The 16641-nt window shown below is 38.3% G+C and carries 10 protein-coding genes; all 10 read right to left on the reverse strand.

Translation table 11 applies throughout. The features are described 5' to 3' along the window. Positions 1 to 2: 2 nt before the first annotated feature. Positions 3 to 710 (reverse strand): hypothetical protein, encoded by a 708-nt coding sequence (locus tag CDG77_RS17925; RefSeq protein WP_094330701.1) that lies wholly within the window; start codon positions 708 to 710, stop codon positions 3 to 5. Further along, positions 701 to 3781 (reverse strand): protein DpdH, encoded by a 3081-nt coding sequence (dpdH, locus tag CDG77_RS17930; RefSeq protein ID WP_094330702.1) that lies wholly within the window; start codon positions 3779 to 3781, stop codon positions 701 to 703. Before dpdH ends, CDG77_RS17925 begins: the two co-directional genes overlap by 10 nt. Further along, positions 3778 to 4698: a protein DpdG gene (dpdG, locus tag CDG77_RS17935; protein WP_094330703.1), complete on the reverse strand. Its 921-nt coding sequence runs from the start codon at positions 4696 to 4698 to the stop codon at positions 3778 to 3780. Before dpdG ends, dpdH begins: the two co-directional genes overlap by 4 nt. Further along, positions 4695 to 7229 carry a protein DpdF gene (dpdF, locus tag CDG77_RS17940; protein ID WP_094330704.1) on the reverse strand — a complete coding sequence of 845 codons (2535 nt, stop codon included), beginning with the start codon at positions 7227 to 7229 and terminating at the stop codon, positions 4695 to 4697. The genes dpdG and dpdF overlap by 4 nt, the downstream gene beginning before the upstream one ends. Next, a complete protein-coding gene (dpdE, locus tag CDG77_RS17945) occupies positions 7226 to 10531 on the reverse strand; it encodes a protein DpdE (protein WP_094330705.1) in 3306 nt (1101 codons plus the stop codon). Before dpdE ends, dpdF begins: the two co-directional genes overlap by 4 nt. 413 nt (positions 10532 to 10944) lie before the next feature. Continuing rightward, the gene (locus CDG77_RS17955) at positions 10945 to 11772 is read right to left on the reverse strand and encodes a hypothetical protein (protein WP_223269855.1); all 828 of its coding nucleotides are present in this window, start codon (positions 11770 to 11772) and stop codon (positions 10945 to 10947) included. Positions 11773 to 11815: 43 nt separating this feature from the next. Beyond that, the gene (gene dpdA, locus CDG77_RS17960; protein ID WP_223269856.1) at positions 11816 to 13969 is read right to left on the reverse strand and encodes a tRNA-guanine transglycosylase DpdA; all 2154 of its coding nucleotides are present in this window, start codon (positions 13967 to 13969) and stop codon (positions 11816 to 11818) included. Continuing rightward, entirely contained in the window at positions 13962 to 14351 is a 390-nt protein-coding gene (locus tag CDG77_RS17965; RefSeq protein WP_094330707.1) for a 6-pyruvoyl trahydropterin synthase family protein, read from the reverse strand. Before CDG77_RS17965 ends, dpdA begins: the two co-directional genes overlap by 8 nt. A gap of 362 nt (positions 14352 to 14713) precedes the next feature. After that, positions 14714 to 15337 carry a hypothetical protein gene (locus CDG77_RS17970; RefSeq protein ID WP_223269857.1) on the reverse strand — a complete coding sequence of 208 codons (624 nt, stop codon included), beginning with the start codon at positions 15335 to 15337 and terminating at the stop codon, positions 14714 to 14716. 110 nt (positions 15338 to 15447) lie between these two features. Then, a partial coding sequence (locus CDG77_RS17975; protein ID WP_094330708.1) for a replicative DNA helicase occupies positions 15448 to 16641 on the reverse strand: 1194 nt, incomplete at its 5' end.

Here is a 16641-nt window from a genome sequence, read left to right on the forward strand (position 1 = left end):
TTTTAAATCAAGCGAATTTTTAAGGAATCAGCAATCCCATGTTGATTAATCCAATCTTGAACTTCTGAAGTTAAAAGATTTAAAGGCGCTCCTTGATTGGCTGCTGCTGCTCGAAGAAAATGCAATACAGCTTGGGGAACTTCATCAGAACTAAGACTATTCCAATAATATTTTAATTGTTCAATTTTACTTTCATATATTGCAAATTCAGCATTATTTTTAGGATAAATAACGTTTTTTACTTCTTTATCTATAATCTGAATTTGCCGAACTGTTTGTTTAAAAGCTTCTACTTTAGCCAGCAAATTAAGAATTTCATTGTTAGTGCTAGGCATTTGTTGATCCCGGTAGCTTTTCCATGCTTCGCTCAGTTGCTGTTCTAGTGTAGTTTTTAGGTTTTCTATATTGGACTTTAAAATATTACCTTTAAAGTTTTTAGGTTCAAGAATCCACTCGGAGTTTTTTTGTAAGTTATCTTCAGCATCAATAATAAAATTTAATACTGAATCTACTTTTTGAGTTAAATTAATATTGTCAATACCCCTTTGGCGAAAAGCTGCTAATGCTTCTACAAGCGGCTGAATGATTGCAATTGCATCAGTAACTTGTTTTTGCCTAGTTTGAATAGTGTTATAATTACTTGCAAACTTTTGCAGAGATTTTTTACGTTGAGATAATTCATTTAGTTCCTGTGTTTTTTTTAAGAGCATGGTGTATCTCCTTTAATTTCGTTCATGAGACTCCGTAAGTTAGCTAAACCCTCACAGAATGATTGATAACCGGATTCTACGTTTACACCATCAGGTCTTTCTAACTCTGCAATACGAGTTTTTGCCTTAAGAATTGAAGCATTTAAAAAATGATTTATCTGGTAGAGAAATTCTGAAGAATTAGAATCAACTTTTTGATAATCTTTACCCAAATACTCAAGTATTTTAAGAATATTAGTTTCTGGAATTGTCTGTTCTGCTTGTATTTGCTTCATTGTTTTTATATAATTTTTAATGGCTCTAGGCATGAATAAATTTAACACATTGATCATGTCCTCAAAATTTCCATCAAAGACACCTGCATCTTGTGCTGCTGCCATTGCATCTTTGATAGCTTGAATAACATCCTTTGTCTGAAAATATTCTCCCAATTCGGATATGAGACGCTGATAGATATCTAACTGACGTTCGTACTCTTCTTGGATAGCTTTCTCTAGGAGTTCATCGACTTGTTGACGTACCTTTTGCAACTCTGGAAACTTATCGCGGACATCTTCAGGAATTTGCTCTTGAGGTTGCCAATATTTACGCACTTTTTCTAGAGGTTCAATAATTTGAATTGCATCAATAATTTGAAACGTTGAATTACTGCCTTTTGTACAAGCAATTCGACTTTTAACAATATCTAATAATGCTTCTCGGTTTCTCTTGAGACTAAAGGTATCAAACAGCTTTTTCCAACTATATGCACGAGTTGTATCATCGTTTTTATCTAAGTCGATAAACAAAGAATTAATCAGATTTTCGAGCGTATTAGTAGGATACCCTGCCATCGTGGCGCTAATCGCTAGCAATTCCACCGCAGCAGGTACGGGGTTCCAAGGTTCACCAGATTCGCGGGGATAAAGGCGAATTTTTTCGACGACGTACTGACTCCAACGTTCTAAATACTTTGCGTATATGCGAAAATAGCGATCGCCATCGGGAAACTTCCAGTTTTTATAATAATTGTATTTTAATATACCTTCAAATATGTATGCGGTTTCTGTAAGTTCCTTATCTGGGTTAAGGGGAAGCGATAAAACAATCCCAGAATAAGTCCCTCTCTTGACTTTAGGGTTATAGAAAATGAGATTACGCTGCTGAACCAACTTACCACTACCGACGAAACTACCCTTTAGCAGCATTTCACTATCCCATTCAATTTTTTCGATGATAGCGGGGAAAAGCAACTCGCGGATATCTTTAGCGATCGCATCTGGTAATTCTCCCTGATTGTTCCAACTGTCTAGGATTTCCAGTTTTTTTGTCAGCGTTTCTGGAATCTCTTGTACTAAATATTCCCCTGGAGGTTCTACAACGCTTGGTGTTACTGGACGAGGTAGGGGTTGGGGTGTAATCTGCTGAATTTCTCTCGGTTTAGTCTTAACATCAAGCAGAGGTAAATTAAAAGCAGTATGAACCTCTGGCGACAAATTACAAAGTTCATTACTATCATCCCACAGGTCTAAAAATATCTCCCGACGCTTGGTGTTTTGCGGGTCTTTAGCTTGGATATCTAACCTACTTTTCTTACCCAATTTCATGTTACCAAAGTGTTCCCCTAAAGTAACTGAAGGGAAACGCCCATTTTCAATATCATCAATAGAATTTTCTAAAGTGTATTTTAATACATCTCTAATTAAAATTCTGGGGTTAAATTCATCTGGATTTACCCTACCAAACATCTGTTCTAAAGCTTTAGAATTGAAAGGGTAAAGACCCATTCCCTCAACATGGCCAAAACCTGTATGACAAGCGTGGGAATGTTCGCATTTGCTACAAGCACTTACTATTTCATCTCTATTTTGAGAATTAGCCCAATTTTCAATGTCTTGTTCCTTTAAGCGAACAGCATTCAGATATCTAGCAACAAATACTTGAATATCATCCTGAGTAATTAAAGATTTCTCACCAACTGTATCAATATTAAGATTGACGCTGAAGGTAACGCGCTGTTGCACTGTATCAATCAAATTTTTAAAATAACCTGTAGTACAAGCTAAGGCTGTACGTATAGCACATAATTGCTTATTTTCACCTTGCTGTGGTTTTGCTAAAACTGCTTCGAGAACTTCCCTATCAATACCTTGCAACTTAGCGAAATCTTCAATTAAAAGCACTAATTCAATATTTTTTTCTGCTAATGTCTCTCGGACTTCACGCATTAATTGCTGCAAGTCTTCTCTACCAAAATTCAAAACTTGGGTGATAGCAGGATCTAAGTTATCATTCAACCAAGTTACAGTTTGCTTTTGTATATCCTCATCATTTATTAATAAACTATAAAATTCTCGTGCCTTTTCTCCAGCTTTTTGAATAGCTAAAATATTAAGAGGCAAATCTTCGATAGAAAACTCACGACGTTCGTTGATATCTTCAATAGTATACTGATATCCCAGTGTATGAATTACTAAACGATGAATAATCTTTCCATCTCTTAATAAATGTTCTCGAAAAAAATTATCATATAGCAAAGCAGGTAAATTTTCGATTAAATATTCCTGAGTTTCCTCGTCAGCAAGTTTAGCGCGTGTATGCTGTCCGTTAATGCCAACTTGAAAAGCTAAATTATTTAATAATTGTTCTCTTGCACCCTTATCTGTGAAAGTCCGGCTCGATTGATTTAAACGTTTGCGGTACTCATCTAATTTATCTACCTCAAATTCCGCAATATTTAAAATCTTTTCAATTATATCTTTTAAATTTGTCCCAATTCTGGGAATTAGCAGCACTTTCCGTCTATCCGTTGATTTTATATTAGCTTGCAACCAACGAATCAGGTGAGATTTTCCCGTACCCGTCTCACCCAAAACAGGTACAAAGGCAAAATCGTTTTCACCTAAAAAATCTTTGAGAAACTGTGCTTCATCATATTCCTTTTGTGATAATGCCTTAATAGAGTCCTGACGGTACATTGCAATCGGATGATGTGTAGCTAGAAACAAATGATTTGCAGTTTGGGTTGCTTCAACATTCATCACCTGACGAATCATATCTAGCTTCCAACAGACAAAGTTTTCAAAAGTCATGATTTTTCTCCTTTCAAAATAATGTGAGAAATTCGCCCATCATTATCAACTTTGTTATTGACTTTTGGTAAAATCATAAAGGCTGAATCAGATTGTCTCTCAAGCTGAATATCACCCTCATCGTGAAGTCGAAATAAGGCAAAAGCTGTACTGGTAGAAAGAAAATTAGTTTCGCGTGTACCAATTTGTGATTCTACCTCTTCTCGAAACTTTCCGGTTTCAAATAAAGGACATTGTTTGGCTAATCTATTAATAAAATCTTGGATTGTAATTTCTTGTTGTCCATTAAACAAAAGCTTGAGATTTCGTTTAATATAAGCTGTCGGGTCGGGAACTGTTACTTTTACTAGTTTTTCTCCCAAAGCTCCCAAAGTATGACCCCATGCAAAACCCAGGTAGCGCATCCAGTCGTCCATTTGCACAAAGAGGCGACTGCTGGACATTTTCAAAAAATCACCCACTTTTTGTTCGCTAACCCGATTTTCGACTTCTTCCCAAGTCCCAGGCGCATCATAAATATCCTGTGCTAAATACCAAGCACAAACCCGACCAAAGTCTGCTTCATCTTCATTATCACAGTTAAAAAACAGGTAAGTAAAAGTATCAGGTAATAGCTTGTCACCAAGCTGAGGATTTATTGCATCTTTTGGTAAATTTTGATTAATTGTAACTTCTTCATTCTCTTCGATTAAAAGTTTACATTTTATGCTTTCCCTAATAGCATCATTGAACATGGGATGAGAGGGTTTTTTGTCTTTTGATTTTTCTTCACTCGCTAAATGTTCGACCAATTTATCAGGAGATAATATTCTTTCTAATACGTCTCTCTTCTCCCTTTGTCCTTGGGCATGAAGTAAATATCTAAATATTCCCCGCATTCTACTGGGATGAGCCAAAGCTGTTTTTAAAACACTCATATACTAACCTCTGTACAAAATACATCAAATTTAAAATATCTACCTGAAAAAATATTAATTAATAGTCTGTCTTCTCTCTCTGGGTCTGGTGTATTGATAGGAAGTAAAATGATGCGCGTTGTGGTTGATGTACTGTAATTAGATAAATATTTTGCAGGTAGAGGTGTTCCTAGAGGATGAAAAATCAGAGTGGGTATTCGTGGCATAAGTACAGGTTCGTAACTATCAAATAGAAAAATAAATGAGTTATGTATTCTACTACTTTCTTTCAAAAATTGATTATATTCTGGAGAAATTACAATATTCCTCATACCCTGTTCTATTAGCCACTTAAACAATTTACGACCTCGTTGAAACTTATTTAATTGTTCCAGTGAATCATAGAAAATAAGCAGAATTTTTTCACCTACAAGCACTCTTTGCATTTCTTTACCTGGAATAAAATTAGGTTTTTGCCATACAGGTCTAGAAGTAGGCATTATTCCCGGAAAAGGTGTGACTCCATTTTTTCTACAAACAGAACAACCTCCACAAGCACGAGAAACTATCACGGGATTTCTGTGTTCTGAAGTGTGACGTGAGGGAATACTATACGCTTGTGCAAATATTTCTGAAATACAACGTTTAGCTTTTAAAGTTTCTTTCATCAGTTCAAGGTTTTTATAACTCCAGTTTTGGCGTTGATGGCGAACTGGTTCAACTTCAGATTCCCAAATAAATTTTTCTAAATGGCATTCATTGCGGATACGAATACTGCGAGAATTTCGGTATAAATCCCAAGCTGCTTGATAAGCTTCTTCAGATTCTGATTCAGAGTTTTTCTTCTGAGGAGGTTCTTCTGAGTCTATTTCAATTAAATTGGCTCGGTTCATCAACGTTAAAGTGCGGATATTCCAAGCCCTGTTTTGGTCACTTTGCATATCAATATCTTTTTCTAGCAAAGAGGGAGGATTATTAATAGGCACGCGATATTTACCGTCTTTTAGGGGTTCTTTTTTCGCAAACATACTTTGCCAACGCTGCAATCCTCTCTCGATAGTAATTGTCGATTTTTCGTTTAAACCACGAGCAATACTGAAGTCTTCATTTGTATATAATGTTAGCGACATACAAGCTTTACCATCTCTTCCTCCCCGTCCGACTTCTTGATAGAAACGGTCAATGGTTTCGGGAATACAAACATGAATTACTGCTCTGACATCTGATTGGTCAATACCTAATCCAAAGGCAGAAGTAGCAACAACTATATCAATCTTTCCTTCTCGCCATGTTTCAATTAGTTGCTCCCGTTGCTGAGGAGTAGATTTACCTGTCATCAGGTCACATCTTTTAAATCCAGCGCGGGTTAATTCTCGTTTCCAATCCTCTACATCTTTAACTTTAGTTCCGTAAATAATTAACGGACGGGGAAGATGATAGACTGCCTCAAGTAGCCTTTCTTTTCTAAGTTCTTCAGTCTCACATTTCTTAAACCAATAAGCAGGCTCTGGTCGCAACTGTACAGCAGATATAACTTGTAAATCTTGACCAAATAATGTTTCCAGGGTATCTAAACAAGATTCTGTTAAAGTTGCTGTTAGCAATAAAGTTGTGAAAGAATTAAGACGCAATAAATCTCTTCGCAAACCAGGAATTTCTTGAAAGGCGGGACGAAAATCATCACCCCATTGCTCTACCATGTGCGCTTCATCGATAATAAAATACCGTAATATCCCTAGTTTGGCTGCTTCATACAGAGCAGATGCCAGAGAATCCATTAAACTTTCAGGAGAGGTAAAAATTATCCTTTGGGTTCCGGCGCGAATGCGATCGCACATCCCTTTTCTTCTTTCTTTACCCTCTACAGAATCATCGCTATAATAAGCTGTGGCATGGTGTACAAAAGGTTTTAATGCCCGTTCTTGGTCAATAGCCAATGCTGTAGTCGGGACAACTACCACGCTGACACCATTATTGTTTCTGGAGTTCAGCAATGCAGGTAGTTGAGCGCAAAGGCTTTTTCCTGCACCCGTAGGTAAGTTAATTACTAAAGTTGAATTATCAGGAGCAGTCAAAACTGCACGAATTGCTTCACGCTGTCCGATACTACGATAAGCATCTAACTCTACGAGTTGCAAAAACGGGTCGCCGACAACGGGTTCATAATTCCGTCGGTTTTCTTCTTTAAATAAAGGTGCATCTGGCGGATATTGGTCAGCCAGGTCAAGCCATTCTGGTTGCCAAACACGGGCGCTGATGAGATAGTGTTCTTTATCTTCGCGCAGCACGGTTATGCTAGCCGACTCCCAAATACTGCGATTAGGAAAAGGAGGTTTGCAAGATACTAAAAGAGTCGTTGCAGAACTTCCACCCTGTTTTGCATCCTCGCGCCGCAATACATGACGCACTAGACTAACAAGATCCCCAGACCCAGGCGAGTTTTGCAGCGCATCCAACAAACGTCGATGACAAGGTTCTGAAACATTACTAATATCTTCAGGAATTTTACCTGTTTTAAGAATTTCCCGAAGTTCTGAGAATGAGTCAATCATAAATCATCCTCCTCAGATTTAGCTGGAGGTCGCCCAGAAACGATAATAAAACCAACAGAATCAAGACGAATGCTAGGATGACGAATTCCTTCGATAATTACTTGGTTTAATGCCGTTTCGTTATTGAGTTCTTGCTCCAGTACCGTATTATAAATTCGCTCTTGGTTAGTAAGTCGATTGAGACGCAAGCGCAATTGGTCTAGTCTCTTACCTAACTTTTGTTCAGCACGGATGGCGCTATTTTCACATAATGAAATAAATTCAGGACGCTGACTGAGTAATTCTAAAGATGTATCACGCGCATGATAGCAAAATTCTTGCCACCTGCTAGACTCAATAAAATTATCAAGAATAGATAAACGGCTTTTGGCTAAGTTGTAATCTCGATATTTACCGCCTTTGCCATTATAAGGACGTTGCAGGATATTTAATAGTGTTTCATCTTCAATAGCACACATTTGTTCATATCGTGCATCAATAAATACACTTTCTACAATGGGCAGGAATAACCCATCTACGCGTCTTTGCAAAGTTTTATCTTTTGTGGTGTTTTTGTAATTCGTTAAATTTGTTTCAATAACGTAATTAAATCGGAAACCATACCACTCTTCACCTTCCCCAGAATCCCAAGTTTCTGCAACTCGCCACATAGCAAAGGCTTGACCCCGGTCGTCCCAATGGATATAAGATGATAGTGCTTCTACAAATTTTTCACCAATGCGGTAGAGTTTTGCACCAAGCTGTTGATTTGCTACCCTACGGTTAAAAGTCCCAAATTCTTCTAAAACCCCTGCAAAATTGCTGCTTAAATCGTTTGCTGGAATTAATGTATTTCCGGTAGGTTTATAACGCTTAAGCGCTGATATATTAGGATTAGTGATTGGCTGAAATCTCAACGCATCAGAAATCCAATCTTCAGTTACTTGCTGGATTTCCTGATGACGGGCATCATAATCGTCTAAAGCTTGAAAATATTGGGTAGCATTCTCATCCAGAGCATCAATTTCATCTAGGGCATTTTGTTCGCTAATTTTTACTTGTTCTTGCTGAATTTCTTTTTGAATGATTTCTATGCTTTCTAATAGTCCATTTGCACCCGATTTAAACAGAATTTCTGCTAACAAGGGTAATTTCTCATCAACATAAAATTGGAGACTGGCAATAGATTGCCCAAAGATATTAAACCCTTCTTTCAATAAGCGATACCATGCATCATGGAGACTATCGGGTAAGTCTACGCCAGCAAATACTGTAAACTCAACTTTCAATAAACGACCAATCCGGTCTATCCTACCAATTCTTTGTTCTAGGCGATTTGGCGACCAAGGCAAGTCAAAACATATCATGTAGTTGGTAAATTGTAAGTTACGACCTTCTTCGCCGGAGGAGTCGCAAACTAAAATAAAGCATTTGGGATCTTTTTTAAACCGATTTAAGTTCTCCTCTATTTGAGAGGGAGTTTGTCCAACTTGATGACTGACAACAGTCCCGTTACCAAAACGATCGCTCAAGTAACGGACAATTTCGGTGCAAGTTTGCACAAAACTGGTAAATATAACAATTTTAGGCAAACTATCTCCCGGTATGGGGTTTTTTATCCGTTTTTGAACCTCTGCAAGCAATTTAGGGAGGTTGGATTTCAAGGATTGTAATTTTAAAGGTTCGCAGAGTTGATAGAGGATGACTGTGTTGAGTAATTCAAGGCGATCGCCATCCTCTGAAGGTTGTTCTATAATTCGCAGTAGGCTTTGCAAAATCTCTGCTTCCCCAGCAAATTTAGGAGTTTCAGTCAGGATACGAACACTATCAGCGCCAAATTCCTGAATTAATTCCGCAGTGGACACACCGCTTAAACGTGCTTGAATTACCTGTTTTAAAATACCCAGCCAAGTACCAGAAGCACGGAAAAACAATAGAAAAATGTGGTGATATTGTTTGTCATCAGGAGCTACATCACGCCACTCTTCAATTAGTTCGTGGATGTCAGGCGATCGCTCATCTAAATCGTACTCGGTTCTCAGTGTAATATTACGGTCAAAAATTACATCTTCTACGGAAGCGCGACGATTGCGAAGCATCCGGCGGTGAAGTCTGTAGGTATCGCTAATATGGATACGAATTGCCCTGACAATTTCAACTATATCGCTAGCTTTTGCTTGTAAACTATTTTCTAGATTGTCTGCCAATTCCAGTAAATACTTGTCTTCAGGAAACAGGTTACGGAGATTTTTGAGATTAGTTTTCAGGACAAAGGGGTTTGCACCTTCTTTAAAGGACAGGAGAATTCGACCAATCTCTTGGCGTTTTACTACCCTTTCACGAAAACCTGCTAAGTCATCAAGTTGATAGGTTGCAGGATCGAGCAGATGCAGCATTGCTAGAAAATCTTGCTCGTGGTTGAGAACCGGGGTAGCCGAGAGTAGAAGCAGGCGATCGCTTTTATGAGCAATATTTTTGCAAGTCTCAAAACGCTGTAGCACAGTTGCATCGCTAGAGGTCGCCATTGCTGCAATGTGGTGTGCTTCATCTAAAATTAGCAAGCCAATATTCGCTTTCGGGTTGATTTTGTGAATATCCTCAACCGCCAGCACTGCTAACCGTTTGGGAAAGTGGGAGATGTAAAACTTATTTTCTAATTCCTGCTGCCATTGTTCTAGTAAATATTGCGGAACTAGCACTACCGCACGTCCAGAAGGTTCATCTAATAAATATTGACGAAGAATAGCACCAGCTTGGATGGTTTTTCCTAGTCCAACTTCATCCGCTAATAAATATCGTTGAATGGGGTCTTCAAGTACACGACGGACAACTTCAACTTGATGTGGATAAAGTTTAATATTGGCAGAAATTAATCCCGTCATTCCCCGACTGACAGCGCGTTGTAAAATTAAGCATTTAACAAAAGCAAACCGTCTATCGTGGAAATAGGGCGTTTCTTGCCCCTTCATTGCCAGAGTTTCGATGGGGTCTGCTAGAGGTAAACTGCAACGCACGTATACTTGTTCTTCGTTGACTGCGATCGTCTTTTTATCAGGTAAGTCAATGCGATACTTATCAACTTCCTCATCCCATTCGTAAATTCTGCCGATAAGCCATGCCTCTTGGCTTTCCAGGCAAATATAGCATCGAGTTTGGCGTTCTAGTTTTAACTGATATAGCGAACTTAAGGGTAAGCTTTTTTCTATCCGTTGCCCAACTGAGCAAAAATACTCAACACTTGCCTGGGTATCAGATATATCGATTACCTTCCCTATGCCCAAGCTGTTGTTTTGGGAACGTACCAACGAACCAAGTATTATCATACTCCCAGTCCACTAAGTACGTTAGCATTAACCTGACCGTAGCACGCATATAGCGTATTGTATCCGTGTGCTATTCGCTTGCTCCAAGATAGTTTCTCTAACACAGAGACACTGTTAACGCGGAGCCTAGCATAATCTAAGCTTAGGCAACAGGATAACTCTAGGTGTCCTACCACTGTGGTAAAAGGTGAGTCACAAACTAACTTGTCACCATATATTTTCCAATTTGCTAATTTTTGCAGCTTGATTTGTAAGAAAGCAATTTGCATCACTATAAATTTACCAGTAGTACACCCAGAGGTAGGTAAGTATATCTTTATTATGCTTCCCTTAAAAAAGAAAAACTAACACCTATGATTTATTGTTCTAAACACATAAATCAGTAAAAATACTGGATAAATAACAAGTAGCAGCTACATTAAAACTTCTTGAAAACCATTCCTGTTGCGAAACTTGCTGTCATATTGCTCGTTCCACCACAACCAACCAGTAGAATCTGCCCAGACATTGTGTTTTCTCAACACTTCTGTTCGGGTTAACGCCAGTCCTCCCAAAACAAATTCTGGTCGGCTCCAAGCTAATAGTTCATCAAGTTGCTCTACAGACAAACCAAATTTTAAGCCTGTAGTTCTAGTTTTATCAACTTTCAACAATCCGCCCAAGGCGATGTAATCATAACCAATATCCCGATAAACACTAATCAAAGAAGTTAAAAAACTTTTGGGTGAATCATAATGAGGAGGAAAAGAATTTAATTGAGGAACCAACTTTTGTTGCCAATTATAAATTGAATATCCTACTTGAACAACACCAATCAAAGTATATTTCCTTGGCTTTTGCCAATACTCTTCCCAAGTTAATCTAGCTAAATGAAGTGATAGTAATGGCTCTCCAAAAATATCTTGTGTAAAAATAAAATCAGGCGAAAATTGATCGCAGCGTTCTAGATATTCTCTGATTTTATGCCGCAAATGTTGTTCAGAAGCAAATTTTCGTTTACGTACCCAACGATTATAAAAGTATTCAGAATATGTTTCATAATACCAAGGAAAATCTTGATTACCAAAAACGCCACTATCTATAAAAAAAGGTTTATTAAAATCACGGATATCTCTTAAAAGACTTTTGTTAGATGAGATAGGTGCCAGGATACCGTAATTACCTTGTAAATTCCTTAATCTATTGAATAAACCTAACCAGTCTACTGAAAATACTGGAAGGAATTTATGTTCAATATTCATATCTATCTTAATAAAGTAGAATTGAGTTTATCTAAATTCTAGATTAGGTTGATTCTTTCGTACTATCAATATTACAATTTTCAGCATTCAAAAATTCTTGAAACCGCTTATAAAACACATAAGTGTTGTGAAAACCACGTCTACGATTACGGTCATTACCACGAAAAATAATTGTTTCTACTCTACAGTCTGGGTTTTGACAGATTTTACACTCACATTCCTGCCAAGGTTTTACTTCTAATAATTCCCTATACAATTGAGTGTGTTGTCTTAAACGCCTAGCTTTAGCTGTCGGGTTTACTATACCGTCGCGAGGTAATTCTAATAACTCATCGTAAGCAAGTAATTTCTTAAGAGATTCATCTAGTGATATATTGCCTTTATCATATTCCCGAATAGCTTTTAATGCTTCTTGCTCAAGCTGCTTGAGAGTTTCACGTTCATAACCTGACGATAACAAATGTTTAATTCGTTGTGACTGCTTATCTACAAAAGGAATACGCACAGCAGCGTAAGCTTTACCACTTAAAGTATGATAATTCTCTACTGCATCAAACCAAGCTTTACGTAATGGACTTGCTGAGTCAAAACTAGTTACTCCCAAATGGCGGAAATAAGGAAGAGCATCAATACGTCCTACTCCAAATAAATGTAATCTAGTTTTGGGTGTTAAATGTTGATAAACTTCTTTCAATATTTCTAAAATTTCTATGGTAGGTGTCCTGGCAACTCCTCCTATAGCAATATAGTCATATTCCATTTCAACCAGTTTTTTTACTGCCTCAGCATAAGTTTCAGGACTCCAACCTTGAGCGACACCAATAGGGGTAAATGTATATCCAAATTTTTGGTGTTTTGATATAAATTCTTCTGCGTTTCGCAAAGTAAGATCGTAACGTTCTTCTCTAATTCCAGGCTGTGCAAATGGCCCCACAATTAAGTGGTCAATACTTACCCCATAATGGAAGCCTAGCCGCTGATAATAATCTAAAATTTCTATAGTATTATATGGAGGTTCTGGCTGCTTGATATATCCAAAAGCTCCACAATCCCCCATAATTTCTCCTGAGAATTTTAAATATTTTTGAATACCTCCTGCTGCTTCTATATCATTTCTTTTGGATTTTCTCTTATCAACAACTATCTTAGATACTAAAATACCGTCATAGTTGGGCTTTTCATATATTTTTTCTTCATGAGCATAAATATCATCTTTGCAAGCCTTACGATTAGGACTAAATTTATCCTGTAAAAAGTCATATCCAGCATCTACTTTATCATCCCATTCAGGAATAAAATATTGCATTTTTAAATGCTGATTAACTGCAACTGGTAATTTTAGAATAGAACATAACTCTTCTTCTGTATATTTACTTTTTCTATGGCTTTTATTCTGTAAATGTAATTTACTCTCTGTTGAAAATGAAATCCCAAGAGGTAGTTCTAACGGATTTGGTTGTTTATTTAGAAGTTCTTCTAATGTTTCTGGATTGTTATATATACTTTCCAATAAATGTGGAACTCTGCTGGCTTCAGTAGCAATCAGCTTTAGCAGATGCCCCTTTAAACCCACTAAGGCACAGCTAAAACGCGATGCAGACTTATTGGAAAGAGTTAAAGTTAATAGCTTGGCATTACCTGAATCTATATAATTTATACTTTTATTTGAAGCAAAAAAAATGAAAGTTTGGTGGGAATGAGTCTTAACTGGTAGCTTTAAAGTACGCAGGTATTTATCCCCAAGTAAGACAAATATTAAATCATATCCGACAATTTCCTGTTGAAAATCTTCATGGATTCTGAGATAATCCCCCCACGAATAGACTTCATCATTCTTCATCGAATTAAAGGTGACAGAGTAGGGAACGATCGCTTTGTCTTCCGGGATTAGCCCATAACCTGCTGAAATGATTTTTACATCTACTGCTTCTTTTCCAAAATGCGATCGCAAGATATCTACCCCCTCCATTAGCCGTAGATGTTGCAGCCCTGTGTACATCTGCCCAGACGGACAAGAGAATTCTGAAAGTGATTCTGTGCGTTCTCTTAATCTTTGTGTGTCTTTAAAATCTTCTATTGTTAGCTGATTTGTTGGGTTATGATGCTTTTTTCCAGTACAAGAAGTAATAATTAGTATACGAGGGCATGAAATTGTGCTAGTTGAAACCAAGGGTTTTGTTAAGGGTGATTTAGTCATCTTCATACTCTACCCAAGAATTGGGAGTTTCTGATACTGCAACCTTTAGCTGCACATCAGAAGGCACTTGCTTCTTGGTTACATCATAGATGTATTTGGCAATCATCTCCGCTGTCGTTTCATACTCAGGAGGCAATACCTCATTGAGAACACAATGATCTAGCCCACCTTTTGTAACGTCTTGTTTAGCCCAGCGTAAGGTTTTGAAATCAGCAACCATAACTGGATGGGGACAATATTGTGAAGAGTGTAGCTTCGATGATGTTGCCTCAATTCGCACTTTGTAACTGTGCCCGTGCATCCTACCACATGGCCCATCATAATCTTTAATGTAATGGGCGCTATCAAATGTAAATTCTGTTACTAGTTTCCATTTAGGCATTTAGTATTCCTTTATCTACCAACACAAAATTAAAGCCCGCATTCAGCAATTTCAGTACTGATTGCTACTTCATTGCCTTAAAGGGTACTTCTGCATCATCTCCTAAAGTCCCAAGACAGAACAGTAAGCCAAACTACCTTCAGAGGTACGCGTACCATATACCATAGCTAATACGCCGTGCAATGACAAAAAGCATATCTTAGGGCAGGTTCAGCTTCATTATTAATAGGTTGCAATCCTGGATCACAGACAAACGCAACTACAGCATCCTATTAAGCAAAAATTATAATTATTATTGTAACCCTGTAATAAAGTTACCCGATATTTACGATTTGCGCGGCTTTTTTGAGGATGAGGTTTTTTTATAATCTTACTCGCAATACTGACAAAATCTCTCTAACTGGCGCTTTATCTGCTTCTAGCTTCTCTATTCTCCCTAATAGTCGTTTTGGAATATACTTGCACTTTTTAACCAGGCGATCGCCATCCTTCCAAAACTCATAGTGATACCAAGCTTGAGGATAATCTTTGCCGTGAAGGGTGATGGTTTTCCACTGAATGCAGCCACTACCTAATCCTTTGTGTCGTCTAGTTTTACTAGGGTTGTTTTTACTGGGGGTTATCTCTGACTGTTCGACATCGTTACTAGGGCTGTTTTTACTGGGGGTTATCTCTGACTGTTCGACATCGTTACTAGGGTTATTTTTACTAGGGGGTATTTCTGACTGCTCGACATCTTTACTAGGGTTATTTTCGATATCCCCCAGTAATGTGTTTTTACTAGGGCTAGGCACAACACCCAGTAATGTCAAAATTTCTCTAATTGGGCGCTTCTTGAACTCTGCTTCTTGAATAACCCCCAGTAAACGCTTGGGAATGTACTTGGTCTTCTTTCTCCCTTTTATCCTGCCAATGATAATAAGCCTGGGGATAGTCCTTTCCACCCCTAGTAATGGTGCGCCAATGAATAGTGCCGTTACCCTCACCCCAATTTCTGCGCTTTTTACTAGGGTTGTTTTTACTAGGGCTATTATCAATATCCCCCAGTAAAAGTTCCGATACAGGAGGCGGATGGTTTTGACAGCAGTTTGAGAACTCAGATATTTCCGGAGCGCAAATTCTGTATAATTCCATAAGACTTGTCAAAAAACACCGTTGCTGTACCTGTTTCACCGTGCCGTGCTTTAGCCATGATTAGCTCTAATATTCCTGCGTCTGTAGTGTCTGGGTTGTAGTACTCATCCCGGTAAGCAAGAATAATATTGTCTGCCACCATTTCTAAAATTCCCGATTGGCTGAGGTCGCTCATCATTGGGCGCTTATTCTGTCTGCCCTCAACTCCCCTAGAGATTTGCGACAGTGCTAGCACGGGTACATCCAGTTCCCCTGCCATTTTGTAAAGTCCCCTGGCCACATCTCCTAGTTCATAGCTGCGGTTGCCCCCTGAATCCTCTGCCATCATTTGTAGGTAATCAACTACAACTAACCCGAGTTTTCCCTCTTTGGCCTTAATTTGACGGCATTCTGATGCAATTTGTGAAACGGTGATACCCCTTGAGTCATTCATATAAAGCGGTAGGTCTGAAGCAACACCGACGATTTTGGCAATGCTTGTAAATTCCCAGTCTGCTAGGGGTTTATTGCCTGAGCGATGTCTGCGGATGCGATCGCTTTTTAGTGGCGTTAACTCTAGATGCTTATAGGCGTTGGTAATACTAATTAAACTCCACAGCCTGTACTCCAATTGTTTCTTTGTCATCTCCAAGGAGAAGATGACCACAGGTAGATTGTGGAGTAGTATCATTTGGAAAGCCAAAAACAAGGCGATCTGGGACTTTCCCATTGATGGCCTACCCGCAACTATGGTGAGTGTGCCACTTTCAAACCCCACCATCAAATTATCGAGTTCATGAAGTCCTGTAGAGTAAATGGGGTTTCCTGAATTTAAATCCTCGTAAGCAGCAACGTTAATCGTGCTGTTATGTTCAGTGTTTGAAGATAGGGTTTGATTAGATAATTGGAAAATTTTCTGTTCTGATTGGTCAAGGATTTGTGGTAACTCAGTTTCTGTCTCGTAACCCAGATGTACAATTTCATTTCCAGCCTTGATTAACTGTCTACGCACGAATTTGTCCATTACCAACTCGGCTAAAGCGTCAATGTTGACAGCTGACACTGTGCGGTCTACCAAAGTTGCTAATTTATTTCTGCCGCCGATACGGATAAGCATTTCGTGGTCAGTAAGCCAAGCTGTAACTGTGAGTAAATCAGTGGGTTTACCAGAGCAATG

The sequence above is a fragment of the Nostoc sp. 'Peltigera membranacea cyanobiont' 213 genome, from assembly GCF_002245975.1.
Lineage (GTDB): Bacteria > Cyanobacteriota > Cyanobacteriia > Cyanobacteriales > Nostocaceae > Nostoc.

Coding starts and splice junctions, on each gene's coding strand:
- CDG77_RS17925 (WP_094330701.1), bottom strand. CDS start 710: ATGCTCTTAAAAAAAACACAGGAACTAAATGAATTATCTCAACGTAAA.
- dpdA (WP_223269856.1), bottom strand. CDS start 13,969: ATGACTAAATCACCCTTAACAAAACCCTTGGTTTCAACTAGCACAATT.
- dpdF (WP_094330704.1), bottom strand. CDS start 7,229: ATGATTGACTCATTCTCAGAACTTCGGGAAATTCTTAAAACAGGTAAA.
- CDG77_RS17965 (WP_094330707.1), bottom strand. CDS start 14,351: ATGCCTAAATGGAAACTAGTAACAGAATTTACATTTGATAGCGCCCAT.
- dpdH (WP_094330702.1), bottom strand. CDS start 3,781: ATGACTTTTGAAAACTTTGTCTGTTGGAAGCTAGATATGATTCGTCAG.
- CDG77_RS17955 (WP_223269855.1), bottom strand. CDS start 11,772: ATGAATATTGAACATAAATTCCTTCCAGTATTTTCAGTAGACTGGTTA.
- dpdG (WP_094330703.1), bottom strand. CDS start 4,698: ATGAGTGTTTTAAAAACAGCTTTGGCTCATCCCAGTAGAATGCGGGGA.
- dpdE (WP_094330705.1), bottom strand. CDS start 10,531: ATGATAATACTTGGTTCGTTGGTACGTTCCCAAAACAACAGCTTGGGC.